The following is a 23798-nucleotide window of genomic DNA, read 5'->3' on the forward strand; positions in this document are numbered from 1 at the left end:
CTGGCGATCCTTTTCTACCCCGCCAAGGAACGAACGCGCTCCCGAAGCGCGTCGGCGTACTTGTAGATGTCCTCGATAGCTTCGAGGTCGTGTTGCGTCTCGTTCTTGTCCGCGTCGAAGGTGATGATCCGCGGCACCTTGCGGTCGAACAGCAGCCGGGCGATGGGCTTGCGGTTGTTGTCCTGGAACAGGATCGCGCAGTAACTCTTGGCGTCACGCATGGTGATGTCGGTGGCGGGCACCTCAGAGCAGCAGATCGCCCGGATGATGTCGTGGGCCTGGCGCTCCTCGTCGGTGGTGACGACCCCGCCACCGGGCGTATCCGGTTCCGAGCTCTCGGACACCTGCGCAGCGGCTGGCGCAGCCGGGGTCTCCGGCTCCTCCAGATCTTGGGCCGAGCGCAGCCGGCGATTGGCTTCGTCGCGCAGGTACTGGCTGGCGGCGGTGGCGGTCAACCGGGTGAACAGTTCCATGTTCGCCGCTATCATCCGACGGGAGGTCACCTTTGCAGCGAGCAGCTTCACGAAGTCCGAGCTGGGCTCCTTCAGCTCGGAAGCGATGTTCTTGCGCAGCTCGGAGACGTACTTCAGTTCCTCGGCGTTCGCTGCGATGGTCTCGGAGTCGAACCGGGACTTGGTGCACATCTCCAGGTGGGGGAACAGGCGGGCGTCGACCGAGGAGAGGTCCAGCGTCATGAACGGCCGCTGGTCCATGCGGTTGGCGGCGTCGAGCTGGGCGTAGAACTGGAACACCTCGCCGTTGGTCAGGATCGCGAACTCGGTGTCGGTGAGATTGAAGTAGCGGACCAGCTGGCTGGCATGGTTCAGATTCAGCGGCTCGCCGATCTTCTTGCACTCGATCAGGAACCGGAAGTCGTCGCCGGACTTGATCGCGAAGTCGACCTTTTCGCCCTTCTTGGTTCCGACGTCAGCGGTGTACTCGGGGATCACTTCGCGGGGGTCGGTGACGTCGTAGCCGAGGACTGTACTGATGAACGGGATGATGAAGGCGGTCTTGGTCGCTTCTTCGGTCTCGATGATGGGCTTCAGCTCGCGGACCTTGGTGGCGAGGTCGTAGATGGCCTGGTCGATGCTCACGGTGATGTAGACCCTCCTGCGCGGACAATAATGTATGCCTGAAGAATCTACCTGCTTTGTGCCGGGGGACGTACATGGGGCTACCGTTGCTCCAGATACCCCCGGCCGGGAGTCACCTGCTCCGCGAGATCGTCATGCGGTGAAGTCTAGTGACAGCGCCACCAGGTCCGACAGTGAATCGGTGAGCATCGCCCGCTCCTGTTCCCCCAGCGGGCGGCGTCCGGCGAGCAGGGCCTGGACGTAGAGCAGGCGGACGGTGCGGGAGACCACGGTCGTGTCGCCGGCGTCGGCGAGCTGCCGGACCAGTGGCGCATTCCAGTTCAGGCACAGCACCGCCAGCGGGCCGGCTCCGTCGTCGGGCTGCTGCGCGGTCAATGACCGGTCGACGGTGGCGAGGATGTCCGCCCACCGCCCGGTGGCCTCGTCCCGGGCGTCCGACCGGTCGCGTCGTGCCCCGGCCGCCCGGTCGGTGACGAACACCGCCGGGACATCCGCCGGTTCGAAGACCCGGACCGCCCCACGGACCTGCATCTCCGACAGTGCGCCGGTGACCGCCGTCTCCAGGGCGGTGGTCCGCCCGGCAAGCTCCAACGGCGGTACGGCCAGCAGGTCCAGGGAGGCGCGCAGGTCCGCGGTCGTCAACCGGATGTCGTCGTAGAGCCGCGGCAGCAGCCAGGCCAGTTCCGTGTCGTGGACGTAGCCGCCGTTGATGACCAGCGGGGTTTCCGGGCCGGGCGCGGGCGGGGTGAGTGCGGCGATCTGCCGGAAATCGTCGAGTCCGCGGGCGATCTGCAGCGGCCGGCCGGAGTCCCGCACGATGTCGACGATGTCGGTCACCGGCAGCCGGCCCTGCGTGGTCTCGAAGGTGAGGAACTGCAGCACCGTGGCCGCCAGCTCGGCGTCCGAGACGCACAGTGAGCGCAGCGCCAGGTCGTGGACCGCGGTGAACTCGCGGAGCCGCTGCGGGTTCGACCGGCCCAGCTCCAGCAGCCAGGCCCGGATCCGGCCGGCGATGTGGTCGCGGACGTCGAGCAGGGCGGCGTCCTCCACCAGTGCCTCGCGGGAGGCCGTCGGCGACAGGTCCGTGGAGTTGATCTCGCACTCGACGAAGAACGCCCAGGACGGCAGCAGCGGCGACGGGCCGTGGTCGACGAGCATCCGGTTGACGTACACACTGTGGTTGCGGGTCATGTGCGGCGCCTGCGGCTGCGGCAGCACGTAGGCCACGCCCTGCAGCCCGGGGAACTCCGGGCCGGCCAGGTCGATGACGTCGAAGGGGGAGCGGCCCAGCCGCTCCCGGCCGGCGGCCAGCCGGGTGCGCTTGTCCACGCCCGCCGCGAACACCGGACGCCGCGTCAGGTGCGTGGTCCTGACCCCCTCCACGACAATGTCGACCGGCAGGTAGCGGCCGTATTCGCCGGCGACCGCCACGACGGCGTCCTCGGTGAGCAGCATGCGCTCGTCGGGGCGTGGGGTGAGGCGGGTGGTCGTGCCCACCGGCAGGGCGTCGGTCTGCGCGGCGGTGAGTTCGGTCAGCTCGAAGGTGCCGTCGGCGAAGCCGGTCCACTGCACCGCCCGGGTGCCGGGCAGCGCCGACCGGGAGACCATCGTGATGCCGTCGGCGACCATGAAGCAGCTCAGCAGGCCGATGCCGAACTGGCCGAGCCGGCATTCCCGCTGCAGTCCGAACTCGTCGCGTTTCGAGGTCCGGCCGACGGTGGTGAGCAGATCCCGGGCCTCGTCGGCGGTCAGGCCAATGCCCGGGTCGGTGAGGGTGAAGGTGGTGCGGGCGTCCGCGGTGCCGTGGGCCTCGGTCAGCGGCCGGATGCGGATGACGGGGGTGGCGGAATCCGCCGTGCTGTGATCCGCGCTGTCATCCGGGTCGATGTCGCGCCGGGCGGCGACGGCGTCCACCGCGTTCTGCAGCAGTTCCCGCAGGTACACCCGCGGACCCGAGTACAGGTGACGGCTGAGCAGGTCGACCACCCCGCCCAGGTCGACCTGGAAATTCTGCTGATTCTGCGGGTCCCCGTTGTCCGTCGGCATGGGGTGATTGTCGCACAGGCCGAAATGGGCCGCGGCCGGTCGGGGTACCCTCGCCACCATGTCCGATGAGAACCCCTCGACCGTGAATCCGCCCACCTGGTCCGCCGAGGACCCCTTCTCCCCGCGTCCCGTGCTCGGGGCGCTGCTGTACGACGAGCTGCCGACGGTCGAGGCCGTCATCGGCGCCGTGACCACCATCCCCGGTGCCGACGAACTCGGCATCACCGCGACCCCCGTCGAGGGGGAGGACGGCATCATCGACGTCCGCCTCGGCAAGTTCGGGATCTCCGCCCTGCTGACCGTCATCGACGCGCCCGTGCCCGGCTCCGAAGCCGTCGACAACGCCCACCAGCTCTACTGCCAGGGCGAGGAGCGCGAGCGGGTGGCCGCACACGCCGGCCAGGTACTCGTCGCCGTGCGCCCCGAGATCGAGGAACGCACCGCCGACCAGGTCCGTGACCTGCCGGGACGCCAGCAGCAGCTGGTGTTCAGCCGGGTCCACGGCCTCATGGTCGTCGCACTGACCCGGATGCCGGGGATCGCCGGCTACTACTCCGGGGACGCCGCAGCGACCTTCGGCACCACCTTCCTGCACCAGGTGGCCGCCGGGGAATTCGGCGCCACCCCGTGGCCGCTGTGGGTCTCCGCCTGGCTGCAGCCCGGACCGACGGGCGTGTCCGGCTACACCTACGGACTGTGGGCACTGGGCCATCCGGAACTGCAGGTCGAGAACTCGACGATGCCGCCGGAGGACCTGTTCCTCTACCTCATGGACGTCGCCGCCTACCTCGTGCTCGACGGCGGCAGCTTCGCCGACGGGGAGACCACCGGACGCAGCGAGCGGGAGAGGTTCACCATCCACGCGGACGCCTGGGTCGTCGACCAGTCTGTTCCGGCGTTCCGTATCGACATGTGAGACCGCCGCGGGGGCGCGGCCGGGGCCGGAATTGGGGACCGTTGCACGGGGGTGTTGCGGTGGGGGCGGCCGGGCTACTGTTCATCTCACCCCTGCCACGGGATGCGGGGGCGCGGACGCCGGCAGCGGCGGACGCCAGGGGAGAGGAACACTGAGGGGAAAGACATGGGGAACCAGGGATGATCGGCCGTGGGAGACGACCCGGCCGGTACCGGCCGACGGTCAGGGCGACCGCGGCCGCCACGACAGGAGTCGCACTGCTGGTCAGCGGGTGCGCCGGTGACAGGGACGACCGGGCGACCGGACAGTCGGGCGACGCCGCCGCAGCCGTGACCGAGGACGGCATCCCGCCGCCGCCCGGGCATGTCGGGCTGTGGTTCGGGACGGAGCCGTGGGGGCCGCTGGACCACCTCGTGTGGGCGTCGCAGCGCTACATCGGGGACCCGGTCGCGGTACCACCGGTCGGTGACCGGGCGAAGGGGCCAGCGGCGAGGGACCTGCCGGACGTCTGCGACCCGCGGGTCGTGGACCGGATGGTGGAGCTGGGGTTGCGGGCAGGGGCGGAACCATCTGCAGGCCACTCGTACAGACAATGCTCGGTGCTGGGAGACTTCGCCGACAAAGGGCTGCGAGGGGTCCAATTCTATTGGGGCTCGCTGTCGGAGATCAGCATACTTTCCGACAAACGACTAGACGGCGGCCCTGATGAAAGTGGAACAGAGACCCTGGCAACTGGGCCAATTGCCGAGCAGTTCGGTTGTGTTGGCTTGCGCCGCCCGTTCTCTGAGCACGGCGCAGTCTTCGCCTATTTCGGCACCATTGCCGACTATGGCGAATGCAGGGATGTTCGAAAAATTATTCAGATCGTATTCAATACACTAGGGGGAGATCTTGTTCAAATTTGATCTTGAGGCAGTTCGGGAAGTAAGCGTCATGGTTGGTAACGCTGCCACTCAGTTCGGTGAAACGGGGATGGCATCGGTCGATATCGCCGGCTTCACCACCTCGCCGGCACTCGGTGCGGTCGCCAGTCAGTACGCCGCCTACCTCGGTGGACATCCGGGGTCGCTGCAGGTCGCCACAGAGGCAGTCACGAAGAACCTCGAGTTCCTCCACACATCGATGACCAGGCTCGCCGATGCCCTGACGAAACAGGAGGACCTGGCGGAGAAGTGCTTCATCACCGGACCCGGACTCATCGAACTCCCGGACGGTCTCGGGAAATTCGTCCTGCCGAACAGGACGCACGTCCCGATCCTCGATCTGGGCTACCTGGCACCGGTCGCCGCGACCGAAGCGACAACTCCACTGTCCGCACTCACAGCGATGTTCGCCGGGTCCGACGGAGCCGTCATCGCCGCCGCGGACGCCTGGACCGAAGCCGGGACCCGCATGACCGGGGTGGTCGATGCGCTGACCTCCGCGGGTTCACTCCTCGCCGCGACGACCGAGGGAGAGGCCTTCGACGCGGCCCAGAAAACCATCGCCGAGGTTGCGAAACAGGGCACGGTCATCGCGATGAACTCCACCGCCATGGGAACGGCGATGGCCGAGCTCGCCCCGATCCGGGCCTCCGCCCATGCCCAGCTGGTCGCGCTCGAAGCGGAGGCTGATTCCCGCAAAGCCGCCATCGCCGCCGCCGGGGCCACCAACCCCGCGGCAGCGGCCTCCGCACCGGCGGCCCTGGCCGCGGCGGAGACCCAGACCCAGGCAGAAGTCGCCGCCTTCGTCTCCTCCTACCTCCAGCCCGCGCTGGACACCGCCCGCCCCCGCGTGACGAATCTCGGTGTGGAGGTCGTGGGACACACCGGCGGCGACACCCTGACCACCGGAGCGACCCCGACCCTGCCGTCAGAAGAGGTTGCCACACAGGTCGCCGGGGGTGCGACCGCCGCCGGCCAGACCACGGCAGCATCACCACTGACCGCGGCGTCGCATCCGGCGGGGGCGACGGGCGCACCGACGGCGGCGCCCACCGGGTCACCGGCACCTGCCGGACAGGTGGGACAGGTCGCGACCGCACCCGCCGGAAGTCCGGTCCCCGCACCGGCTGCCGCGACGACCGGAGACCGCGCAGCAACAGCACTGGTCCCGCCCACCGGTCGGCCCACGCTGACCACAGCCGCCGGGGCCGCTCCGACGGGGCGTACAGCTGCTATGCCGCCGACGACAGGGCCCGCCGTGCCGGCACGGCCTGCAACGCCTGCCGCAGGACTGGGTGGGGCTGCGGGCCGTGGCACTACCGGATCCCCGCGGGGGACCGTGGTGCAGCCGCTGCTGCCCCGGTCAGTCAACGGGACCGGCGCGGTACCCGGCACGGGGCAGGGGACAGGTGTGGGACGAGGACCGGGGGCAGGCGGGGCGACCGGAGTTCCCGGCGGCGCAGGGGCGCGGCCGTTCGGCGGGCACGGCGGTAACGGTGGATCCGGCATCCACGGTGGACTCAGCGGCCCCGGTCCGGTGTCCGGCACCGCGGCCGGTGGTGGAGCAGGTGCCGGAACCCGCGGTGGCGGCGTCCCGATGGGTGGCGGGATCGGGGGACCGGCCGGCGGCAGGGCCGGGGCCGGACGCACCGACAGGAAACCCGGGGCATCACCGTTCGCGGCGGGACCGAAGACCTCGACGCGGGACCTGGTCACCGACTACTTCCGCCGGCAGTTCCTCGGGAAGAAACCGCGGACGGTGAAGAAGGTCATCCGGTGACGGCCTCCGACCATCTCTGACGGTCGGCTTACGCGCCCTGCCAGACCGTGTCGAACGGGGTGTTCGCCGACACGCGGTGCTCGATACCGCGGGTGACGAAGTCCTTGGCGACGTGGACGGCGGTGGCGACGTCATTGCCCTTGGCCAGCTCCGCGGTGACGGCCGCGGCGACGGTGCACCCGGCACCGGACACCCGCTGCTCGCCGACCTTCGGGGCGGTGAAGCGGGTGATCTCGTGACCGTCCCACAGCACGTCGACAGCCTGGTCGCCGGGCAGCTCCACGCCACCCTTGGCCAGCACGTAGGGGACATGCTCACCGATACGCCGGGCAGCCTCCTCGAGGTCCTCGACGGTGTCGATGCGGTCCATCCCCGACAGGGTCTGGGACTCGAAGACGTTCGGGGTGACGACGGTGGCCAGCGGCAGGATCTTCTCACGCAGCGCATTGTCGGTGTCGAGTGCGGCCCCGGGCTCCTGGCCCTTGCAGATCAGCACCGGGTCGACGACAAGGTTCTCCCAGGAACGCTCGGCGAGCTTCGCCGCGACGATGTCGATGGTGGCCGGGGTGCCCAACATGCCGACCTTGGCGGTGTGCATGGCCTCGGGCGAGTGGGTGGCCAGTGCGGCCTCGAACTGTTCGGCGATGATCTCCGGGTCGACCGGGTGGAAGCGGTGCGCCCATCCGTTGGCCGGGTCGAAGGCGACGATGCAGCTCAGGGCACCGACGCCGTAGACGCCGAGCTGCTGGAAGGTCTTGAGATCGACCTGGAAACCGGCGCCACCGGTGGCCTCGGAGCCGGCGATGACGAATGCGATGGGGGGAGTGGTCATGGGGCAATCTTAGGCGACCGGGTGGGGAACCTGAACGCGGCAGGGCCGACTTCTGACCTGATACGGGGATAACCCCCCGACCTGCGGTGCCGTTCGCTATACCGGTTATGCCGGCAATGCCGGACGCAGCGCCCCGATGATCTGCCCGTCATGCCCGTGGACGATCATGAGCAGACCGTAGTGGTCGATGCTGCTCACCCCACCGAGCCACTGGTTCTGGCCCGGGCAGGCCATCATGGTGGAGATGAACGGTTCGACATGCGCGACATTGCCGGTGACCGTGTAGGTCGAGCCGATGCCGTTGCAGCCGTCGGTGCCGGAGACCCGGCCGTTGTCAAACGTCAGTTCACCGCTACCGCCCGGGTAGAGATCGACCCACCGCCCGGCGAAATCGACGTCCGGCAGCGAGGGCAGCGACGACAGCGACGAGGTCGCCCCGTCGGGCAACGCCGGAAGGTCGGGCAGGCCGGGCGCCGCGCCGGCGGTGGGCAGTCCGGCGAGACCGGCCGCGGTGAGTACGGCGGCGGCGCCGGTGAGAATCCTGCGGGTGAGTCGGGTGCGTGGTGTACGTGTCATGGTCTCTGCCACTCCTCATGGCGGTCAGGGGCGACCGGCGGTGGCCGCCCTCTCACCCTGTTCGAACGCCGCACACCCCGGCTTCGTTAACGGGTCAGCCGAGCGTCCGCTCCAGCACCTGCGCCACCCCGTCCTCGTCGTTCGACCCGGTGACGGCGTCCGCGATGTCCTTCACTGCGTCATCGGCGTTGGCGACGGCGACACCGTGGCCGGCCCAGGCGAGCATCTCCCGGTCATTGAGACCGTCACCGAAGGCGAGGACCTCGGACTGCCGCACCCCGAGCCGGGCGCACAGCTGTGCCAGCCCACTGGCCTTGGACACGCCGGACGCCATCACCTCGACGAACGGTGCCCCCGACATCGTCATCTCGAAGTCCGCGCCGTCGAGTGTCCCGCTGCCGACCAGGCCGCGGGCGATGTCGTAGAGGTCCGCGCTGCTGATCGTCGCGTGACGGAAGACGAGTTTCAGGGCGGACGCCCCGGTCACCGTCGCCAGTGACTCGCCGTGCATCGCCGCGGGGTCGCGTTTGTGGTCGGCGAACGTGGCCAGCTCGGCATATCCCTCCTGGGCGACGAACTGCTCCCCGGCGTCCCGCACCGCCGCATACCGGACGCCGGGCACGGCCCGGTCGAGGGTGCGGACGAAGCGGCCGATGATCCCGGCGGGGAGTTCGTCGGCGAACAGGAGTTCGCGGGTGGACAGGTGCACGCCGAAGGCGCCGTTGCTGCACAGCGCCCAGTCCCGGAAGCCGGTCTCCGGCTGCAGGTGCTGCAGTCCCACCGGGTTCCGGGCCGTGGCGGGGACCACGGGGATTCCGGCTGCCGCGGCGGCGTCGAGTGCCGCCCGGGTCCGTGGACTGACGGTCCCGTCGCCGGTGAGCAGGGTGCGGTCGAGGTCGGTGGCGATGAGGCGGGGGATCACGCCGGTTCCACCGGTTCGAGGCGGCCGAGTTCGACGCCCTCGGCGCCGGCGTCCGCGCCGTCCCTGACGGCGGCCCGGACGGTGAGGTGGTCGCCGTCATGGTGGAAGGACTTCGCGGATGTCAGCCAGGCACTCCACGGGCCGGGGCAGGCCATCATGGTGCTGATGAAGCCCTCGACGGTGGCGGTGGAGCCCTCGCCACCGTCGCCGTCGGTGAGGGTCCAGGTGGATCGCAGGCTGTTGCACCCGTCGGTGCCGGTCACGGTGCCGTCGTCGGCGAAGGTGAGGGCACCGCCGCCGTCCGGGTCGTGCCAGGTGCCGGTGAAGGCCGCCGGACCGGCGGGGACGACCGGCTGGTCGGGCTGGCCGGGGTGGGACGACTCAGACGGGACAGGTGCCACAGTGGTCTCCTCCGGGGCGGTCGTCGGTGCCTGACCGGACGCCGTGGCGGTGGCGTCCTGCGTACTGTCCTGCTCGGAGTTCGAGCAGGCGGCGAGGGTGAGCGCCAGCACCGCGGCGGCGACGCAGGCCGGCATCGTTCGTCGGTTCATGCCACCTACTCTGCCACTCCCGCGGTGTACTGCGACAGCGCACCGTCGCGCAGGAAGCGTCCGGAGAGGTCGACGGCGGGCTCGGAGGAATCCGCGCCGGCGATGAAGGTGCAGAAGGCGAGGTCGCCGACCGTGCCGACGAACCAGCCGTGGGCCGCACCGCCGTCGACCTCCGCCGTGCCGGTCTTGCCTCCCAGACCGGGAATGTCCGACAGGGACCGGGCGGTGCCGGAGGTGACGGTCTCCCGCATCATCGACCGCAGTTCCTCCACCACCGTCGGATCGAGGGGGTCGGGATGCTGGTCGGAGGTCGTCTTCTGCCCCTGGATGACCGACGGGGTGACCATGCGGCCACCGTTGGCGACGGAGGCCTCCATCAGAGCCAGTCCGAACGGGGACGCGACGACCTGGCCCTGGCCGATGGCGGACTCCACCCGGGCCGCCCCCTGACCGGTCTCCGGCACGGAGCCGGTGACACTGGTCATCCCGGGTGCGGTGAAGTCCACGCCGAGACCCAGCCGGGCGGCGGTGTTCTTCAGGTCGGCCGGGTCCAGGTCGCGGGAGATCATCGCCTGGGTGGTGTTGCAGGACTGCGCGAAGGCGGTGTGCATCGGGACGTCACCGAGGTCGAAGTCGTGGTCGTTGGGGATCACGCGCCCGTCAACCTCGGTGCTGGCGGGGCAGGCGACCGTGTCGTCGGGGTGGACGGTGCCCTTGCCGAGTGCGGCGGAGGTGGTGACCGTCTTGAAGGTCGAGCCGGGCGGGAACAGGCCGGTCATCGCCGGGGTGCCCTGGTCGTCGGCGGCGCCGTTCTGGGCGGCGGCGACCACACCGCCGGTCGAGGGGGAGATGGCGACGATCGCCGCCGGGCGCTGCTCCGCGTCCAGGGCCCGCTGTGCCGCACCCTGGACGCCGAGATCCATGGTGGTGTGCACCGGGTCGGTCGTCCCCGGGTCCTTGTGCCCCAGCACGTCCCCGGCCGAGGTGGCGAGAGTCCAGCCGACGGACTTGTCGAGCTGCTGGTCCCAGTAGTCGCGCAGGTCGCCGTCGAGCGGGGAGCGGGTCTCCCGGCCGGACAGCAGGCGGCCTTCCTCGCGGGTGCTGACACCGGGGATGTCCGCGAGGGCGTCGGCGACCTTCCCGGCGTCCTCGGGACGCAGCGAGAACAGTGTCACGGCACCGTCGCCCGCATTCCTGATCTGGGAGGCTGCGTCCTGCGTGTCGAAGTCGGGGATCGCGGGGCGGACCGCATCGGCCACCGCCTGCAGATCGGCCTCCTTCGTCGCCGAGACGACGGTGACCGGGGTCCAGGACATCTGGGAGGCGTTGCGGATGTCGGTGACCGGGACATCCCAGGTGCGGTCGTCGGCGTAGGTGACCGTGTCGGAGTCCCCGAGCTGGTCGGAGAACACCGCCGGGGTCCAGGTGACCTTGCCGCCGTCACCGGTGGTGAGGGTGCCGTCGGTGGTGACCTCGTCGCCGGCGGGGACGGTCCACGTCGCGGTGGTGCTGCCGTCGTCGGCGGACAGGTGCAGGGTCGTGTCCCCGGTCGAGTCGTCGAGGTCGGCGAGCCACCGGCCGGCGGCGTCCGGATCGGTGGTCTGGTCGGCCGCGGCGGTCCAGTCGCCGTCGTTGACCGCATCGAGGAACTTGTCGGTGGGGGAGTGCGACCACGGGGCGGAGCAGCCGGCGAGGAGCAGGGCCCCTTCGAGACCGCGTCGATCGGACGCCTCGAGCTCGAGGACGGCGGGGTGATCGAGGACTGCTGGCTCGCCTACGCCACCGCCGGCGAGCTCAACGCCGACAGGTCGAACGCGATCCTCATCCCCACCTGGTACTCGGGCACCCACGGCACGTGGTTCGAGCACTACATCGGGGACGGCCACGCCCTCGACCCGGAAAAATACTTTCTGATCTGCATCAACCAGATCGGCAACGGCATGTCGGTCTCGCCGTTCAACACCACCGACGACTCCATCGCGATGTCGAAGTTCCCCCACGTGCGGATCGGCGACGACGTCGTCGCCCAGGAACGGCTGCTGCGGGAGAAGTTCGGCATCGAGACCCTGTTCGCCGTCGTCGGCGGGTCGATGGGCGCCCAGCAGACCTACGAGTGGGCCGTCCGGTTCCCCGACAAGGTGCAGCGCGCCGCCCCCATCGCCGGCACCGCGAAGAACACCCCGCACGACTTCCTGTTCACCCAGACCCTCAACGAGGCCGTCGAATCCGACCCCGGATTCAACGGCGGCGAGTACTCCTCGCACACCGAGGTCGCCGACGGGCTGCGCCGGCAGTCGCATCTGTGGGCGACGATGGGCTTCTCCACCGAGTTCTGGAAGCAGGAGGCCTGGCGGGGGCTCGGGCTGGAGTCGAAGGAGGCGGCCCTGGCCGACTTCCTCGATCCGCTGTTCATGTCCATGGACCCGAACACGCTGCTCAACAACGCCTGGAAGTGGCAGCGCGGCGACGTCTCCCGCCACACCGACGGCGACCTCGCCGCCGCGCTCGGACGGGTCACCGCCACCATGTTCGTCATGCCCCTCAGCGAGGACATGTTCTTCCCGGTCCGGGACTGCGCCGCGGAGCAGGCCCTGGTCCCCGGCAGTGAACTGCGCGTCATCGACGAGATCGCAGGTCACCTGGGCCTGTTCAATCTCAGCGCGACCTACATGCCGCAGATCGACCGGAACCTCACGGAGCTGTTCGCGCGCTAACGTGGCCGGTGTGACCGACACCTACACCCACGGCCACGGCGCCGCCGTGCTCGCCAACCACGCCACCCGGACCGCCACAGACTCTCTGGCGGTGGTCCTCCCGTATCTCACCGCCGGCTCCCGGGTCCTCGACGTCGGCTGCGGCCCCGGATCGATCACACTGGACCTGGCGGCGATGATCGCCGGTCTCGGCGGCGCGGCGTCCCAGGTGACCGGGGTGGAGAACACGCCGGAACCGTTGCGTGAGGCCCGTGCGGCCGCCACCTCCCGCGGGATCGCCGCCCGGTTCGTCCCCGGGGACGCCTACCGGCTGCCGTTCCGCGCCGGGGAGTTCGACGTGGTGGTGGCCCACCAGGTGCTCCAGCATCTCAGCGACCCGGTGGCCGCCCTGTCCGAGATGCTGCGGGTGACCGCCGCCGGCGGCGTGATCGCGGTGCGGGACGCCGACTACGCGGGCATGTTCTTCTCACCCGCCCCGCCCGGGCTGCGGGAATGGCAGGCCCGCTACCGGGAGATCGCCCACCGCAACGGTGCCGAGCCGGATGCCGCCCGCCACCTCGTCGGCTGGGCGCTGGCCGCCGGCTGCACACCGGAGCAGTTGACCTTCTCCTGCTCGACCTGGGTGTACACCCGCAGTGTCGGGGACGCCGCCTGGCTGGCCGGCAGCTGGATCCGGCGGACCGGAGAGGAGCACTACCGTGCCCAGCTCGCCGGACTGCCCGACGTCGGGTCGGCTGGTGACACGGTCCACCGCATCACCGAAGGGTGGATGGAATGGGCGGAGGACCCGGCGGCGACGTTCGTCATGCCGCACGGTGAGTTGCTGATCCACGTCCCCTGAGCAGCACTGCTGCTACCTTTCTGTGGAAAAAGGGTCACGATCCGGTAACGGGTCTGCTACCGTCGCCGCCATGAGATCCACCTCCACCTCTCTCACCGCCCTGTCCGTCCTCTCACTCGCCACCGCCGCCTGCCTCACCGCCGCCACACTGCCCGCCGCGGCCGCCGAAGACTCCGCCGGCTCCCTCGGCGGCGGCGGCGGTGGCACCGTCGCCGGCATCGACGTCTCCAGTCACCAGCACAACGAGTCCCCGGTCTCCGACTGGATCGCCGCCCGTGGCGCCGGCACCGGCTTCGTGTACGTGAAGGCCACCGAAGGCACCGACTACGTCAACCCGAACTGGATCGGCGACGTCAACCTCGCCCGGACCACCGGCATCCGCGGCGGCAGCTACCACTACGCCCGTCCCTCGGACGCCCCCGGGGACGCCGCCGCCCAAGCCAACACCTTCGCCACCGCCACCATCGGTTCCCCGGCACCGACCCTGACCCCCGTCCTCGACCTCGAGGAGAGCGGCGGACTGTCCCCGGAGCAGCTGCAGTCCTGGGTCCGTGACTACCTCAACGTCCTCAAGCTGCGGACCGGACGGGACGCGGTGATCTACACGTACCCGAACTTCTGGCGGGACGCGATGGGGGACACCGCCGAATTCTCGGACCACCCGCTGTGGATCGCCGACTACAACGGCGGCTCCGCCCCGGACCTGCCCGGCGGCTGGGACAACTGGACGATCTGGCAGACCGGCTCCGACGGAACGGTCCCGGGCGTCGAGGGCCCGGTCGACCAGAACGTCTTCAACGGCGACGCCCAGGGTCTCGACAGAATGCTCGGGTAACATCGAGGGGTCGAGAATCCCCGATGCGACCGAAAGCGAAGTTCCCCGATGAGCAACAACTACCCCTACGACAACAACGGGCGTCAGGACGAGACCCGTCAGTACCGTCGGCAGGAGTACGGCCAGGGCTACGACCGCAGCTACGACCAGAACTACCGCGACGGGTACCCGCAGCCCCAGTATCAGGAGCAGTACCAGCAGCAGTACCAGGACCAGTACCGGCAGCAGGACAACGGGCCGACACTGCTCGCCGGGAAGTTCGACCCGAAGAAGGTCGCCGTCAACCTCGTCCTGCTCGGTGTGCTCGCTGCGGTGGTCACCTTCGCCATCGTGCTCATCGTCGACCAGATCATCGCGCGGATCACCGGGGATCCCGCCCAGGGGCCGGGGCAGGCGGTGATCACCGGGGTCATCGCCGGCATCATCGGCGTCCTCGCCGGCCTGCTCTACGTCCCGGTCTCCGGGACCGGCAATGAAGGCCTGTTCAATGCGGCGATCGTCGCGCTGACCGTCGCCGCCGCCGTGTTCTACGTCCTGTTCGGCGGGCTGCTCGACAAGGACTGGACCACGATCCTCACCCTCGCGGCGATCCTGTGCGCCGGGGTCACCGCCTCCGCCGCACCGACCCGGATCGAGGCGGCGCGGGTCCGGTAGCAGGTCCGGCAACAGGGGGCGCAGGCCGGGGGGACCGGTCGGGCCGGGGTGTACCATGACGGCATTGCACCGGACTGAAGAAAGGCAACCCTTCATGGCAGTGACCCCCGACATTCCGCTGATCGATGTCTCCACCTGGCGGTCGTCGGGGCCGGAGGAACGGGCCGTCCTGGCCCGACGGCTGGACCGGGCGATGCAGGATTCCGGCTTCTTCATGGTCAGCGGGCACGGGATCGATCCGCAGCTGTCCGCCGACCTGCGCGCCGCGGCGTCCCGGTTCTTCGCCCAGCCGGACGCGGTCAAGGAACAGTACCGGACGCCGGTCGGCGGTCGCGGGTGGATCCGCACCGGCGACGAGGCCAACGCCTACTACGGTGAGGAGATCGACCCGGACCGGGCCGACCTCAAGGAGACGCTCACCTTCGGTCGGGAGCACACCACCGGCGACCCCGCGATCGACGAGGTCTACTTCCGCCCGAACGTCTATCCGGCGGAGGTGCCTGAGCTGCACGAGCTCGTCCCCGCCTGGATCGGGGCCGCCCGGGCGCTCTACCGGGACCTGCTGGAGATGCTCGCCACCGCACTCGGGCTCGACGAGCAGTACTTCGTGGTGCGGGCGGAGAACTCGCCCAACACCTTCAACATCAACCGCTACTCGTCGCTCGGGGTGGTCGGCGCCGCCGGGGAGGACCAGTACCGCATCGCGCCGCACACCGACTGGGGGCTGGTGACGATCCTCGACCGCCAGCCCGGCTACGGCGGCCTGCAGGTCCAGACTCTCGACGGGGAGTGGGCGGACGCCCCCTTCGTCGAGGGCGCGATGACGATCAACATCGCCGACCTGCTCGCCCGCTGGACCGGGGACCGGTGGCGCTCCACGAAACACCGGGTCCTCGCCCCCAGCGACCGGGCGCCGGGGGAGGAGCTGTACAGCATCATCTGCTTCTGCGAACCCGACATGGACCAGATCGTCGAGCCGCTCGCCCCGCCGGTCGGCGGCGGCGTCCACTACGACCCGGTGCGTGCGGCCGACTACTTCGACGAGCGGAACGCGGCGGCGAGTGTGGACACCCCCGTCGCCGCCGGTGCCACACTGGAGGTATGAGCGACCGCGACGACCTCCTGACCGTCGACGTCGCCGGGACACCTGTCCGGGTCACCCACCCGGACAAGGTCATGTACCCGTCGACGGGCACGACGAAGCGTGACGTCATCGACTACGCCTGCGCGGTGGGGCCCTGGTTCACCGCGCACGCCCACGACCGGCCCGCGGCCCGGCGACGCTGGGTCGACGGCGTCGGCACCGCCCGGGACCCCGGCGAATCCTTCTTCGAACGGGACCTGCGCACCGGCGTCGGGGACATGCCCACCCGTGACTACACGCACCGGACGAGGACCGTCACCTACCCGCTGGTCAACGACACGGCCACGCTGGTGCGGCTCAGCCAGGCCGATGCCCTGGAGATCCACACCCCGCAGTGGCGGTACGGCCCGCGCGGCGGGATCCACAATCCCGACCGGGCGGTCTTCGACCTCGACCCCGGGGACGGCGCCGGCCTCGCCGAGTGCAGTGCCGTCGCCCACCTCATCCGGGAGGAACTGGACCGGCAGGGGGTTGTCACGGTCCCGGTGACGACCGGGAGCCGGGGGATCCACGTCTACGCCGGCCTGTCCGGGCGGCACCGGCCGTCGGTGATCCGGGACGGCGTCCACGCCCTCGCCGACCGGCTCGCGGAGGAGCATCCCGACCTGGTGGTCAGTGCGCAGTCGGCGGACCGGACCGGAAAGGTGCTCATCGACTGGAGCCAGAACGACGGGGTGCGGACCACCTGTGCACCGTACTCCCTGCGCGGACGGCTCCGGCCGACCGTCGCTGCGCCCCGGCGCTGGGAGGAGATCGGTGACGGGCTGCGCCAGCTGGAGTACCGGCAGGTGCTCGACCGGCTGCTCACCGACGGGGACCCGATGGACGTGCTGCTGACCCCGGGCGACGGCGGGCCGTCCTTCGTCATCCAGGAACACGATGCCTCCCACCTGCACTGGGACTTCCGGCTGGAGCACGACGGCGTGCTCGTCTCCTGGGCACTGCCGAAGGGGGTGCCGACCGACACCCGGCACAACCGGCTGGCGGTCCGGACGCCGGACCATCCGCTGAGCTACGGCAGGTTCGAGGGGACGATCGGGGAGGGGAAGGCCGGTGCCGGGACGGTCCGCATCTGGGATGCGGGCACCTACCGGCTGGACAAGTGGCACGACGACGAGATCTCGGTGACGCTGCACGGTCGGGACGCCGGCGGCCTCGGCGGCACTCCGGTGGCTGTCACCCTGATCGCCGCAGCCCTGGACGGGGATCCGGACAACTGGTTGCTGCACCGACGTCGGAATGGATGACGTATCACCGGGTGGGGCGTACAGATGGAGTAGTTGAACAATCAACTACCAAGACAGGAGCTTTTCCGATGTCCACTCTCCGTACGACCCTGAGCCTCGGCGCCGGCGCCGTCCTTCTCGCAGCCGGCGCGGCGACCGCGACCGCCGCCGCCGACACCCCCTCCGCCCCCAACTACGGCGGTGGCGCCGTCGTCCCCGGTGGCGGCGACTACACCTACCCGGTCCAGCTCGAGGGCCCCACGGTCCACGAGGGGGGGACCACCGCGGCACCGGCACCGACCGCGCCGAACGGCTCGCCGGTCACCGTCCACTCCGAGGAAGGCCTGGCCGTCAGCGGTGGTCAGGTGACCTACCCGCGCGAGGGTTACTACCACTGGAGCTTCCAGTCCGAGGACAACTCCTACACCGGCGTGGTCCTCGTCCGCGTCGTCGCCTGACCGGTCACAACCGGTCACAACCGGTCGATCGCCTCATCGAGGCGTTCGACCTTGCCGGTGATCTCGCCGGACCTGCCGGGCCGCAGATCCGCCTTCAGGACCAGTGACACGCGGGGGGAGACTTCGGCGACGGCCTCACAGGCGCGCTTGATCACCGGCATCACCTCGTCCCAGTCGCCCTCGACCGTGGTGAACATGGAGGAGGTCTCCTGGGGGAGACCCGATTCCCGGATCACCTCCACGGCGCGGGCGACGATGTGGGACATCGAGCCGTCCGGTTCCGGGGTGGTGGCGGGTGAGATGGAAAACGCGAACAACATCTAGAGACCGAGCTTCTCCAGGCCGGCCCGCAGACGCTCGACGGTGCCGTCGACGTCCTGCAGCTTGTCGAGACCGAACAGGCCCACCCGGAAGGTGGAGAAGTCCGCGGACTCACCGCACTGCAGCGGGACACCCGAGGCGACCTGGATCCCGGCCTCCTTGAACTTCGCGCCGGACTTCAGCTCCGGATCGTCGGTGTAGACCACGACCACGCTGGGGGCAGCGCAGTCGTCGGCGGCGATGGAGGCGAAGCCGTGCTCGGCCAGCAGGGCGCGGACCTTCGTGCCCAGCTCGATCTGCGCGGCACGCAGCTTCTCCAGTCCGTAGTCACGGGCCTCGACCATGAGCTGCGCGTTGTGGAACAGGCCGTCGGTCGGCAGGGTCGCGTGGTAGGGGGTGCGGCCGGCGCGGTACTCGTCGGCGATGAACAGCCACTTCTTCAGGTCCGCGGCGAAGCTGGTGGAGGTCGTGGACTCCACGGCCTTACGGCCGGCCTCGCTGAGCATGACGTAACCGGCGCACGGGGTGCCGCTCCAGCCCTTCTGCGGGGCGCTGATCAGCACGTCGACCCCGTTGTCGGACATCGACAGCCAGGAGGCGCCGGAGGCGACGCAGTCGATGACCAGCAGGCCGCCGACCTCGTGGACGGCCTCGCCGAGTGCCCGGATGTAGTCGTCGGACAGCTGGATGCCGGCGGCGGTCTCGACATGGGCGGCGATCACGACGGCCGGCTTCTGCTCGCGGATCGCGGCGGTGACCTCCTCGACGGGGGCGGGCTCCCACGGTGCGGTGGCCCCGGCGCCGGTCTGTGCGGCAGTGAAGACGGTGACGTCGTCGGTGATCTTGCCGGCGTCGATGATCTGCGACCACCGGTAGGAGAACAGTCCGTTGCGGACGATGAGGGTCTTCTGGTCCGTCACGAGCTGACGGGCCACGGCCTCCATGGCGTAGCTGCCGCCACCGGGGACGACGGCGGCGTCCGCCGCATCGTAGGTGGTGATGAGGACGTCGAGGAGTTCCTGCATGGAACCGAGGAAACGCTTCGACATGTGGTTGAGGGAACGGTCGGTGAAGACCACCGAGTATTCCAGCAGTCCGTCGGGATCGATGTCAGCGTGGGGAAGAGTCGTCATACCGGCTATTTTGCCATATGCCCCCGACGGAATTCCCACCAGACGGTGGAAACGTCCCACTCAGCGCCGGATATGTCCCACTCTCTGGAATGCCCGGGCGTGACAGACCGGGCCGGACGCCGTCTCAGGCCGGGGGAGGCGGCAGCTCACCCTCACGGATCACGGTCCCGTCCGCATTGAGCGTGTAGCGGGAGGAGACCAGGCCGGTCGGGTCGGCGTTCGAGTCGCCGGGCTGCGGGAACCGGTAGTCGACCTGGAGGATGTTGTCCTCGATCCGGAGCACCTGCTGGTTCGGATAGGCGGCCGCGGTGGTCGTGCCGATGTAGCGGTCACCGGCGAACAGTGCGACCTGCTGCGGGGAACTTTCGGTACCGCCCGCGGTGTTGATGCGGATCGCGGAGAACGGCAGCCACGGCAGGTAGGTGGCGGTGTCCGCACCGTCGGTGGTCCACGGGCCGGCCGGTGACGGCGGCGTGAGATCGACGGCCGTCTGGACCGCCGCCTGGTCGTCAGCGGCCACCTGTGCAGCTGCCGGGCCAGTCGGATCGGCAGGATCAGCTGTGGTCGTGGCCGTCGTGGCGGCGGCACCTCCGAGCGCGAGGAGTCCTGCGGTGGTGAGTGCGATGAGCTTCGGATGACGCTGTGTGCGGTACATGACTTGTCTCCCGTCTGTGGATTCAGTGTCAGTCCTTCCACCGGGGCAACCGGGCCCTGTCAGGGAGCCGTTACAATGCCCAGCGCATCCCGTAGGTTCGCGACAGGAAATATCCGGCCCGCGCACCGGTCCGGAGGGTAGCCTGTGCGCATGACGCTCTACCACATCGCCCGGCTGCCGGACTGGCAGGACGCCCTGAAGATCGGGGAGTACCGGGTCTCCACGGCGGGACTGTCCCTGACGCAGGTCGGCTTCATCCACGCATCCGCCGCCGACCAGGTCGCGCCCACGGCGGAGCGGTTCTACAAGGACGAGGAGGGTGGCCTCTGCGTCCTGGTCATCGACGACGCCGCGGTACGCCGGGCCGGGACAGAGATCGTCACCGAGAATGTCGGCGGTGAGCTGTTCCCGCACATCTACGGGCCGCTGCGCACCGCCTGGGTGAGTGAAGTCCGCCCGGCGGCGTTCACCTCGGACGGCCGGTTCCTGTGGTGACGTCAGCGACGGGGCCCGCCGACCTGCCGGTCCGGCAGGCGCGCCTGTCCGATATCGACGCAATGCAGGCCGTCGTCACCGCCGCGTACAGCATCTATCTGCCGCGGATGGACACACCGCCGGCGCCGATGACCCATGACCTCACCCCGGATGTCGGGGCCGGCCATGTCTGGGTCATCGGGGACCCGGTCATCGGACTGATCTGTCTGATCCCGCGTGACGGCGCACTGCTGATCGAGAACGTCGCACTGGCTCCGGAGGCCCAGGGTCGCGGCGCGGGACGTCGCCTGCTCCGTTTCGCGGAAGACCGTGCCCGCGAACTCGGCAGGAACCGTCTCCGGCTGTACACGAACGAGAAGATGACCGAGAACGTGGCACTCTACACGCGGCTCGGATACGCCGAGACCGACCGCCGGACCGACGACGGACACCGGCGCGTGTTCATGGAGAAGGTCCTCGGTGAGCCGACGTGACCGTCGCCGGCGTCCGCGCACGGCGAGGGAGGCCCCTGATGTCCAAAATGTCATAATGTATATTATCGGACAATCGCGGTGAGGTGCACGGACCGTACGTCACCCGGCCGCCATCCTGACTGCCGGCCCGGCTGCCGCCTGATCCTGTCGACGTGCCCGACAGGCAGGCTCACTGCGCCGCACATGCCGACCCGGCCGCCGACCGATTCGCCGTCGGCGGGTACCCGTCGCCTGCAGACGCTCCGGCGACAACGGATATCACGACGTCTCCACCCGGGCCGACCCGACGTCGTCGCCGGAAAACGCCTCCGACCCCGGTTTTCCGGCGATCCGCCGTCAGGACTCAAAACGTCAGTGTGACGTTTCATTGAGGATTCCCGGGGGTCCCGGCGCCGCAGATTCCTGTGGGACGATAGGTCCATGCATGTCACCTACGCCACCGCCACCACAGCGAACGGTTTCCTCGCGACCCTCGACGACTCGCTCGCATGGCTCTTCGCCGTCACCGGCGACACACCCGACCTTGACGCGCTCTACTCCGCGGCCAATGCCGTCGTCATGGGATCCAGCACCTACGAGTGGCTGCTGCGTGACCGCACCCTCAACGACGACCCCGACGGCTGGGCCTCCGCGTTCGGAGACACTCCCGTCGTCGTCTTCACCACCCGGGCGCTCCGGGTGCCGGACGGCGCCGATGTCCGGTTCCTCTCCGGCCCCGTCACCGACAATGTCACCGCACTCCGCAGGATCTCCGGGGACGGGACCGTCTGGGTCCAGGGCGGCGGCGATCTCGCCGGACAGTTCCTCGACGCCGACCTGCTCGACGACATCACCCTGCACATCTCCCCTGCTTTCCTTTCCGAAGGAAAGCCCCTGTTCCCACGCAACCTCGCCTCCGACCGCCTGACGCTCGTCGATGTCCGCCGGACCGGCCAGTTCATCGAGGCGACATGGCAGGTCAGGAACGACTGAGCGCGTCCTGCAGACACCGGCCGGTCACCGACCGTGCCCCGGCCCGTGCCAGCTCGGCGGGCGTGCCCTCGAAAACGACCCGACCACCGTCCCCGCCGGCACCCGGACCGATATCGATGACATGGTCGGCATGGGCGATGACCTGCAGGTTGTGCTCGATGAGCACGAGTGTGCCGCCGGCGTCCACAAGGTCGTCGAACAGGTCCAGCAGGCGGCGCACATCGGTGGCGTGCAGCCCGGTCGTCGGCTCATCCATGATGAGCTGCAACGGTGCGTCCGCGTCGACCCCACCGAGATGTCTGGCCAGGAGCAGTCGCTGACGCTCACCGCCGGACAGCCCGTCGAGCGTCCGGCCCACCGCGAGGTAGCCCAGCCCGACCCGGTCGACCCAGCGCAGCCGGGCCGCGTCCTCCGGGCCGAGCAGGTCCGCAACCTCGGCCGGGCGCAGTGCCTCGACATCGGCGACGGTCCGCCCACCCACCGTCACGGACAAGGCCCTGTCGTTGAACCCGGACCCGCCGCAGGCCTCACAGGGCGTTCTCGTGTCCTCCAGGAAAGCCAGATCCGTGGTGATCTCCCCGGTGCCGCGGCACTCCGGGCAGGCGCCCTTCGCATTGCGGGAGAACCAGGACGCCGACAGGTCACCGGCCGACGCGAACAGCGCCCGGAGCCCGTCGGCCACACCGGTCACCGTCAGCAGCGAGGAACGGCGTCCACCGTGCAGGGGCTGTTGCCCGACGACGGTGAACCCGGGGTGTTGCGCGGCGAAATCCGTGGTCAGCGAGGACTTCCCGCTTCCTGCCACACCGGTGACGACGGTGAGCACGCCGGTCGGCACCGTCACCGTCAGATCCCGGAGATTGTGGCTCCGGGCGTGCTCCACGGTCACCGAACCCGTCGGTGTCCGGATCACCGGCTTGAGCACCGGCACCTCGCCCCCGGGCAGCCCGTCGGGTGTGCCGGTGTACATGACCCGACCACCGTCTCCCCCGGCCCCCGGCCCCATGCCGATCACATGGTCCGCCGAGGCGATGACGGCCGGATGGTGGTCGACGACGAGAACCGTGTTGTGCCGGTCCCGCAGTCCGGTGAGCAACGTGATGAGTCGCTGCACGTCAAAAGGATGCAGGCCGGCGGCCGGCTCGTCGAAGACATAGGTCACCTCGGTCAACGGACTGCCCAGGTGGCGCACCATCTTCACCCGCTGGGCCTCACCGCCGGACAAGGTCGGCGACGGTCGGTCGAGATTCAGGTAACCCAGCCCGACCTCGACCAGGGCGTCCACCCGGCGGGAGATGTCCGCCAGCAGCGGTGCGGCACTCTCCCCCAGCGATGCCGCCTCATCCACCAGTCCGCGCAGGTCGGCGACAGGGACTGCACTCCACTCCGCAATGGACCGGCCGTCGATGAGACTGCCCCGGGCTGCCGCATTGACCCGGGCACCGGCGCAGTCCGGGCAGGTCCGGTGATCGACCACGGCCGCCAGCCCCGCGCGCTCTGCGGCGGTGAGCCGGGACGGCGTCCTGCGCAGGTAGGAATCCTGCAGGCGGGGAAGGATCCCGTCGAAGCGCCGGTGGGCCGGATACCCGGGCAGCGGGTGCTCCAGGCGGAGATCCCGGGCGTGCAGCAGCACGTCGCGGACCTGTGCCGGCAACTGCGACCAGGGCGTCGACGGATCGCAGAGACCGGAGGTGACCAGGCGCTTCCACCGGTAGGTGCCGGGCGCGAACGTCGGGAACTGCACCGCACCGGCCGCCAGCGAGAGTGCGGGATCAATCAGCGCGTCCTCGTCGATGACGGAGACGGTCCCCAGCCCCTCACAGGTCGGGCACATGCCCGCCGGATCGTTGGGCGAGTATGCCGGGGAGAAGCCCGCGGACGGGACGGCGAACCGGGAGAAGAGCATCCGCAGCGGTGTCGAGAGATCCACGGCGGTGGCCACCGTCGACCGGACGTTGCCGGTGAACCGGTGCTGGTCGACCACGGTGGTGAAGGTCAGCCCGTCGATCCGGTCGACGTCCGCCGCCGGGTACTGCGCCAGGCGGGTGCGGACGAAGGACGGGTATCCGGCGGCTGTGGCCCGTTGTGCTTCCGCCGCGACCGTGTCGAAGACCAGTGAGGACTTCCCTGACCCGGACACCCCGGTGACCACGGTCAGCGTGTGGGCCGGGATCGACACGTCGATGCCCCGCAGGTTGTGGGTCCGGGCGCCGGTGACGGTGATCATGGTCGTC

The 23798-nt window shown here is 69.7% G+C and carries 24 protein-coding genes; 13 read left to right on the plus strand and 11 right to left on the minus strand.

Features of this window, described 5'->3' with window-relative positions; all coding sequences use genetic code 11:
* Positions 1-14 precede the first annotated feature (14 nt).
* Together FSW06_RS02640 and FSW06_RS02645 are read right to left on the minus strand one after the other, a co-directional pair.
* Positions 15-1097 (minus strand): type I restriction enzyme HsdR N-terminal domain-containing protein, encoded by a 1083-nt coding sequence (locus tag FSW06_RS02640; protein ID WP_010118628.1) that lies wholly within the window; start codon positions 1095-1097, stop codon positions 15-17.
* Between the two features lie 132 nt (positions 1098-1229).
* Positions 1230-3143, minus strand: a complete 1914-nt coding sequence (locus FSW06_RS02645; protein WP_010118625.1) for an HSP90 family protein — start codon at positions 3141-3143, stop codon at positions 1230-1232.
* Between the two features lie 58 nt (positions 3144-3201).
* Between FSW06_RS02645 and FSW06_RS02650 the strand changes: the two genes are divergently transcribed.
* The 3 genes from FSW06_RS02650 to FSW06_RS02660 all read left to right on the plus strand — a co-directional run bounded on the left by FSW06_RS02650 (position 3202) and on the right by FSW06_RS02660 (position 6762).
* Positions 3202-4059 carry a DUF4261 domain-containing protein gene (locus FSW06_RS02650; protein ID WP_010118623.1) on the plus strand — a complete coding sequence of 286 codons (858 nt, stop codon included), beginning with the start codon at positions 3202-3204 and terminating at the stop codon, positions 4057-4059.
* 599 nt (positions 4060-4658) lie between these two features.
* The gene (locus FSW06_RS14625; protein ID WP_139024363.1) at positions 4659-4964 is read left to right on the plus strand and encodes a hypothetical protein; all 306 of its coding nucleotides are present in this window, start codon (positions 4659-4661) and stop codon (positions 4962-4964) included.
* A 67-nt stretch (positions 4965-5031) separates the two neighbouring features.
* A complete protein-coding gene (locus tag FSW06_RS02660; protein WP_010118621.1) occupies positions 5032-6762 on the plus strand; it encodes a hypothetical protein in 1731 nt (576 codons plus the stop codon).
* 28 nt (positions 6763-6790) lie between these two features.
* Here FSW06_RS02660 and FSW06_RS02665 read toward each other — a convergent pair whose 3' ends face one another.
* The 5 genes from FSW06_RS02665 to FSW06_RS02685 form a co-directional block, all read right to left on the minus strand.
* Complete coding sequence (locus FSW06_RS02665) at positions 6791-7594, minus strand: hydroxymethylpyrimidine/phosphomethylpyrimidine kinase (protein WP_010118620.1); 804 nt, start codon at positions 7592-7594, stop codon at positions 6791-6793.
* 105 nt (positions 7595-7699) lie between these two features.
* Positions 7700-8170 carry an META domain-containing protein gene (locus tag FSW06_RS02670; RefSeq protein ID WP_010118619.1) on the minus strand — a complete coding sequence of 157 codons (471 nt, stop codon included), beginning with the start codon at positions 8168-8170 and terminating at the stop codon, positions 7700-7702.
* Between the two features lie 94 nt (positions 8171-8264).
* Entirely contained in the window at positions 8265-9092 is an 828-nt protein-coding gene (locus FSW06_RS02675; RefSeq protein WP_010118618.1) for an HAD family hydrolase, read from the minus strand.
* Positions 9089-9643, minus strand: coding sequence for an META domain-containing protein (locus FSW06_RS02680; RefSeq protein WP_083826984.1), 555 nt, complete (start codon positions 9641-9643; stop codon positions 9089-9091). The genes FSW06_RS02675 and FSW06_RS02680 overlap by 4 nt, the downstream gene beginning before the upstream one ends.
* Before the next feature lie 5 nt (positions 9644-9648).
* Positions 9649-11343 (minus strand): penicillin-binding transpeptidase domain-containing protein, encoded by a 1695-nt coding sequence (locus FSW06_RS02685; RefSeq protein ID WP_029448752.1) that lies wholly within the window; start codon positions 11341-11343, stop codon positions 9649-9651.
* Here FSW06_RS02685 and FSW06_RS02690 point away from each other — a divergent pair.
* The 7 genes from FSW06_RS02690 to FSW06_RS02720 all read left to right on the plus strand — a co-directional run bounded on the left by FSW06_RS02690 (position 11308) and on the right by FSW06_RS02720 (position 17515).
* Complete coding sequence (locus tag FSW06_RS02690; protein ID WP_010118612.1) at positions 11308-12357, plus strand: alpha/beta fold hydrolase; 1050 nt, start codon at positions 11308-11310, stop codon at positions 12355-12357. The two genes, FSW06_RS02685 and FSW06_RS02690, sit on opposite strands and share 36 nt — an antisense overlap.
* Positions 12358-12367: 10 nt before the next feature.
* Positions 12368-13198 (plus strand): class I SAM-dependent methyltransferase, encoded by an 831-nt coding sequence (locus tag FSW06_RS02695; protein WP_139024362.1) that lies wholly within the window; start codon positions 12368-12370, stop codon positions 13196-13198.
* 70 nt (positions 13199-13268) lie between these two features.
* Positions 13269-14033 carry a glycoside hydrolase family 25 protein gene (locus FSW06_RS02700; protein WP_010118608.1) on the plus strand — a complete coding sequence of 255 codons (765 nt, stop codon included), beginning with the start codon at positions 13269-13271 and terminating at the stop codon, positions 14031-14033.
* A gap of 48 nt (positions 14034-14081) precedes the next feature.
* The gene (locus FSW06_RS02705) at positions 14082-14687 is read left to right on the plus strand and encodes a hypothetical protein (RefSeq protein WP_010118607.1); all 606 of its coding nucleotides are present in this window, start codon (positions 14082-14084) and stop codon (positions 14685-14687) included.
* Between the two features lie 94 nt (positions 14688-14781).
* On the plus strand, positions 14782-15792 hold the full coding sequence (locus tag FSW06_RS02710) for an isopenicillin N synthase family dioxygenase (protein WP_010118606.1): 1011 nt from the start codon (positions 14782-14784) through the stop codon (positions 15790-15792).
* The gene (ligD, locus tag FSW06_RS02715; RefSeq protein WP_010118605.1) at positions 15789-17078 is read left to right on the plus strand and encodes a non-homologous end-joining DNA ligase LigD; all 1290 of its coding nucleotides are present in this window, start codon (positions 15789-15791) and stop codon (positions 17076-17078) included. The genes FSW06_RS02710 and ligD overlap by 4 nt, the downstream gene beginning before the upstream one ends.
* Before the next feature lie 68 nt (positions 17079-17146).
* Positions 17147-17515, plus strand: a complete 369-nt coding sequence (locus FSW06_RS02720) for a hypothetical protein (RefSeq protein ID WP_010118604.1) — start codon at positions 17147-17149, stop codon at positions 17513-17515.
* A 14-nt stretch (positions 17516-17529) separates the two neighbouring features.
* On the opposite strand, the gene FSW06_RS02725 is transcribed toward FSW06_RS02720, so the two are convergent.
* The 3 genes from FSW06_RS02725 to FSW06_RS02735 all read right to left on the minus strand — a co-directional run bounded on the left by FSW06_RS02725 (position 17530) and on the right by FSW06_RS02735 (position 19624).
* Positions 17530-17835 carry a thiamine-binding protein gene (locus FSW06_RS02725; RefSeq protein ID WP_010118603.1) on the minus strand — a complete coding sequence of 102 codons (306 nt, stop codon included), beginning with the start codon at positions 17833-17835 and terminating at the stop codon, positions 17530-17532.
* The gene (locus FSW06_RS02730) at positions 17836-18969 is read right to left on the minus strand and encodes an aminotransferase class V-fold PLP-dependent enzyme (RefSeq protein ID WP_010118601.1); all 1134 of its coding nucleotides are present in this window, start codon (positions 18967-18969) and stop codon (positions 17836-17838) included. It abuts the gene before it with no gap.
* A gap of 124 nt (positions 18970-19093) precedes the next feature.
* Complete coding sequence (locus tag FSW06_RS02735) at positions 19094-19624, minus strand: LppP/LprE family lipoprotein (RefSeq protein WP_010118600.1); 531 nt, start codon at positions 19622-19624, stop codon at positions 19094-19096.
* Positions 19625-19774: 150 nt separating this feature from the next.
* On the opposite strand from FSW06_RS02735, the gene FSW06_RS02740 reads away from it, so the two are divergent.
* The 3 genes from FSW06_RS02740 to FSW06_RS02750 all read left to right on the plus strand — a co-directional run bounded on the left by FSW06_RS02740 (position 19775) and on the right by FSW06_RS02750 (position 21564).
* Positions 19775-20119, plus strand: a complete 345-nt coding sequence (locus FSW06_RS02740) for a DUF952 domain-containing protein (protein ID WP_010118597.1) — start codon at positions 19775-19777, stop codon at positions 20117-20119.
* The gene (locus FSW06_RS02745; RefSeq protein WP_029448744.1) at positions 20116-20592 is read left to right on the plus strand and encodes a GNAT family N-acetyltransferase; all 477 of its coding nucleotides are present in this window, start codon (positions 20116-20118) and stop codon (positions 20590-20592) included. Before FSW06_RS02740 ends, FSW06_RS02745 begins: the two co-directional genes overlap by 4 nt.
* 420 nt (positions 20593-21012) lie before the next feature.
* Complete coding sequence (locus FSW06_RS02750) at positions 21013-21564, plus strand: dihydrofolate reductase family protein (protein WP_010118593.1); 552 nt, start codon at positions 21013-21015, stop codon at positions 21562-21564.
* Here FSW06_RS02750 and FSW06_RS02755 read toward each other — a convergent pair.
* A complete protein-coding gene (locus tag FSW06_RS02755) occupies positions 21551-23791 on the minus strand; it encodes an excinuclease ABC subunit UvrA (protein ID WP_010118592.1) in 2241 nt (746 codons plus the stop codon). The two genes, FSW06_RS02750 and FSW06_RS02755, sit on opposite strands and share 14 nt — an antisense overlap.
* Between the last annotated feature and the right edge of the window lie 7 nt (positions 23792-23798).

This window comes from Corynebacterium nuruki S6-4 (assembly GCF_007970465.1).
GTDB classification, from domain to species: Bacteria; Actinomycetota; Actinomycetes; order Mycobacteriales; family Mycobacteriaceae; genus Corynebacterium; species Corynebacterium nuruki.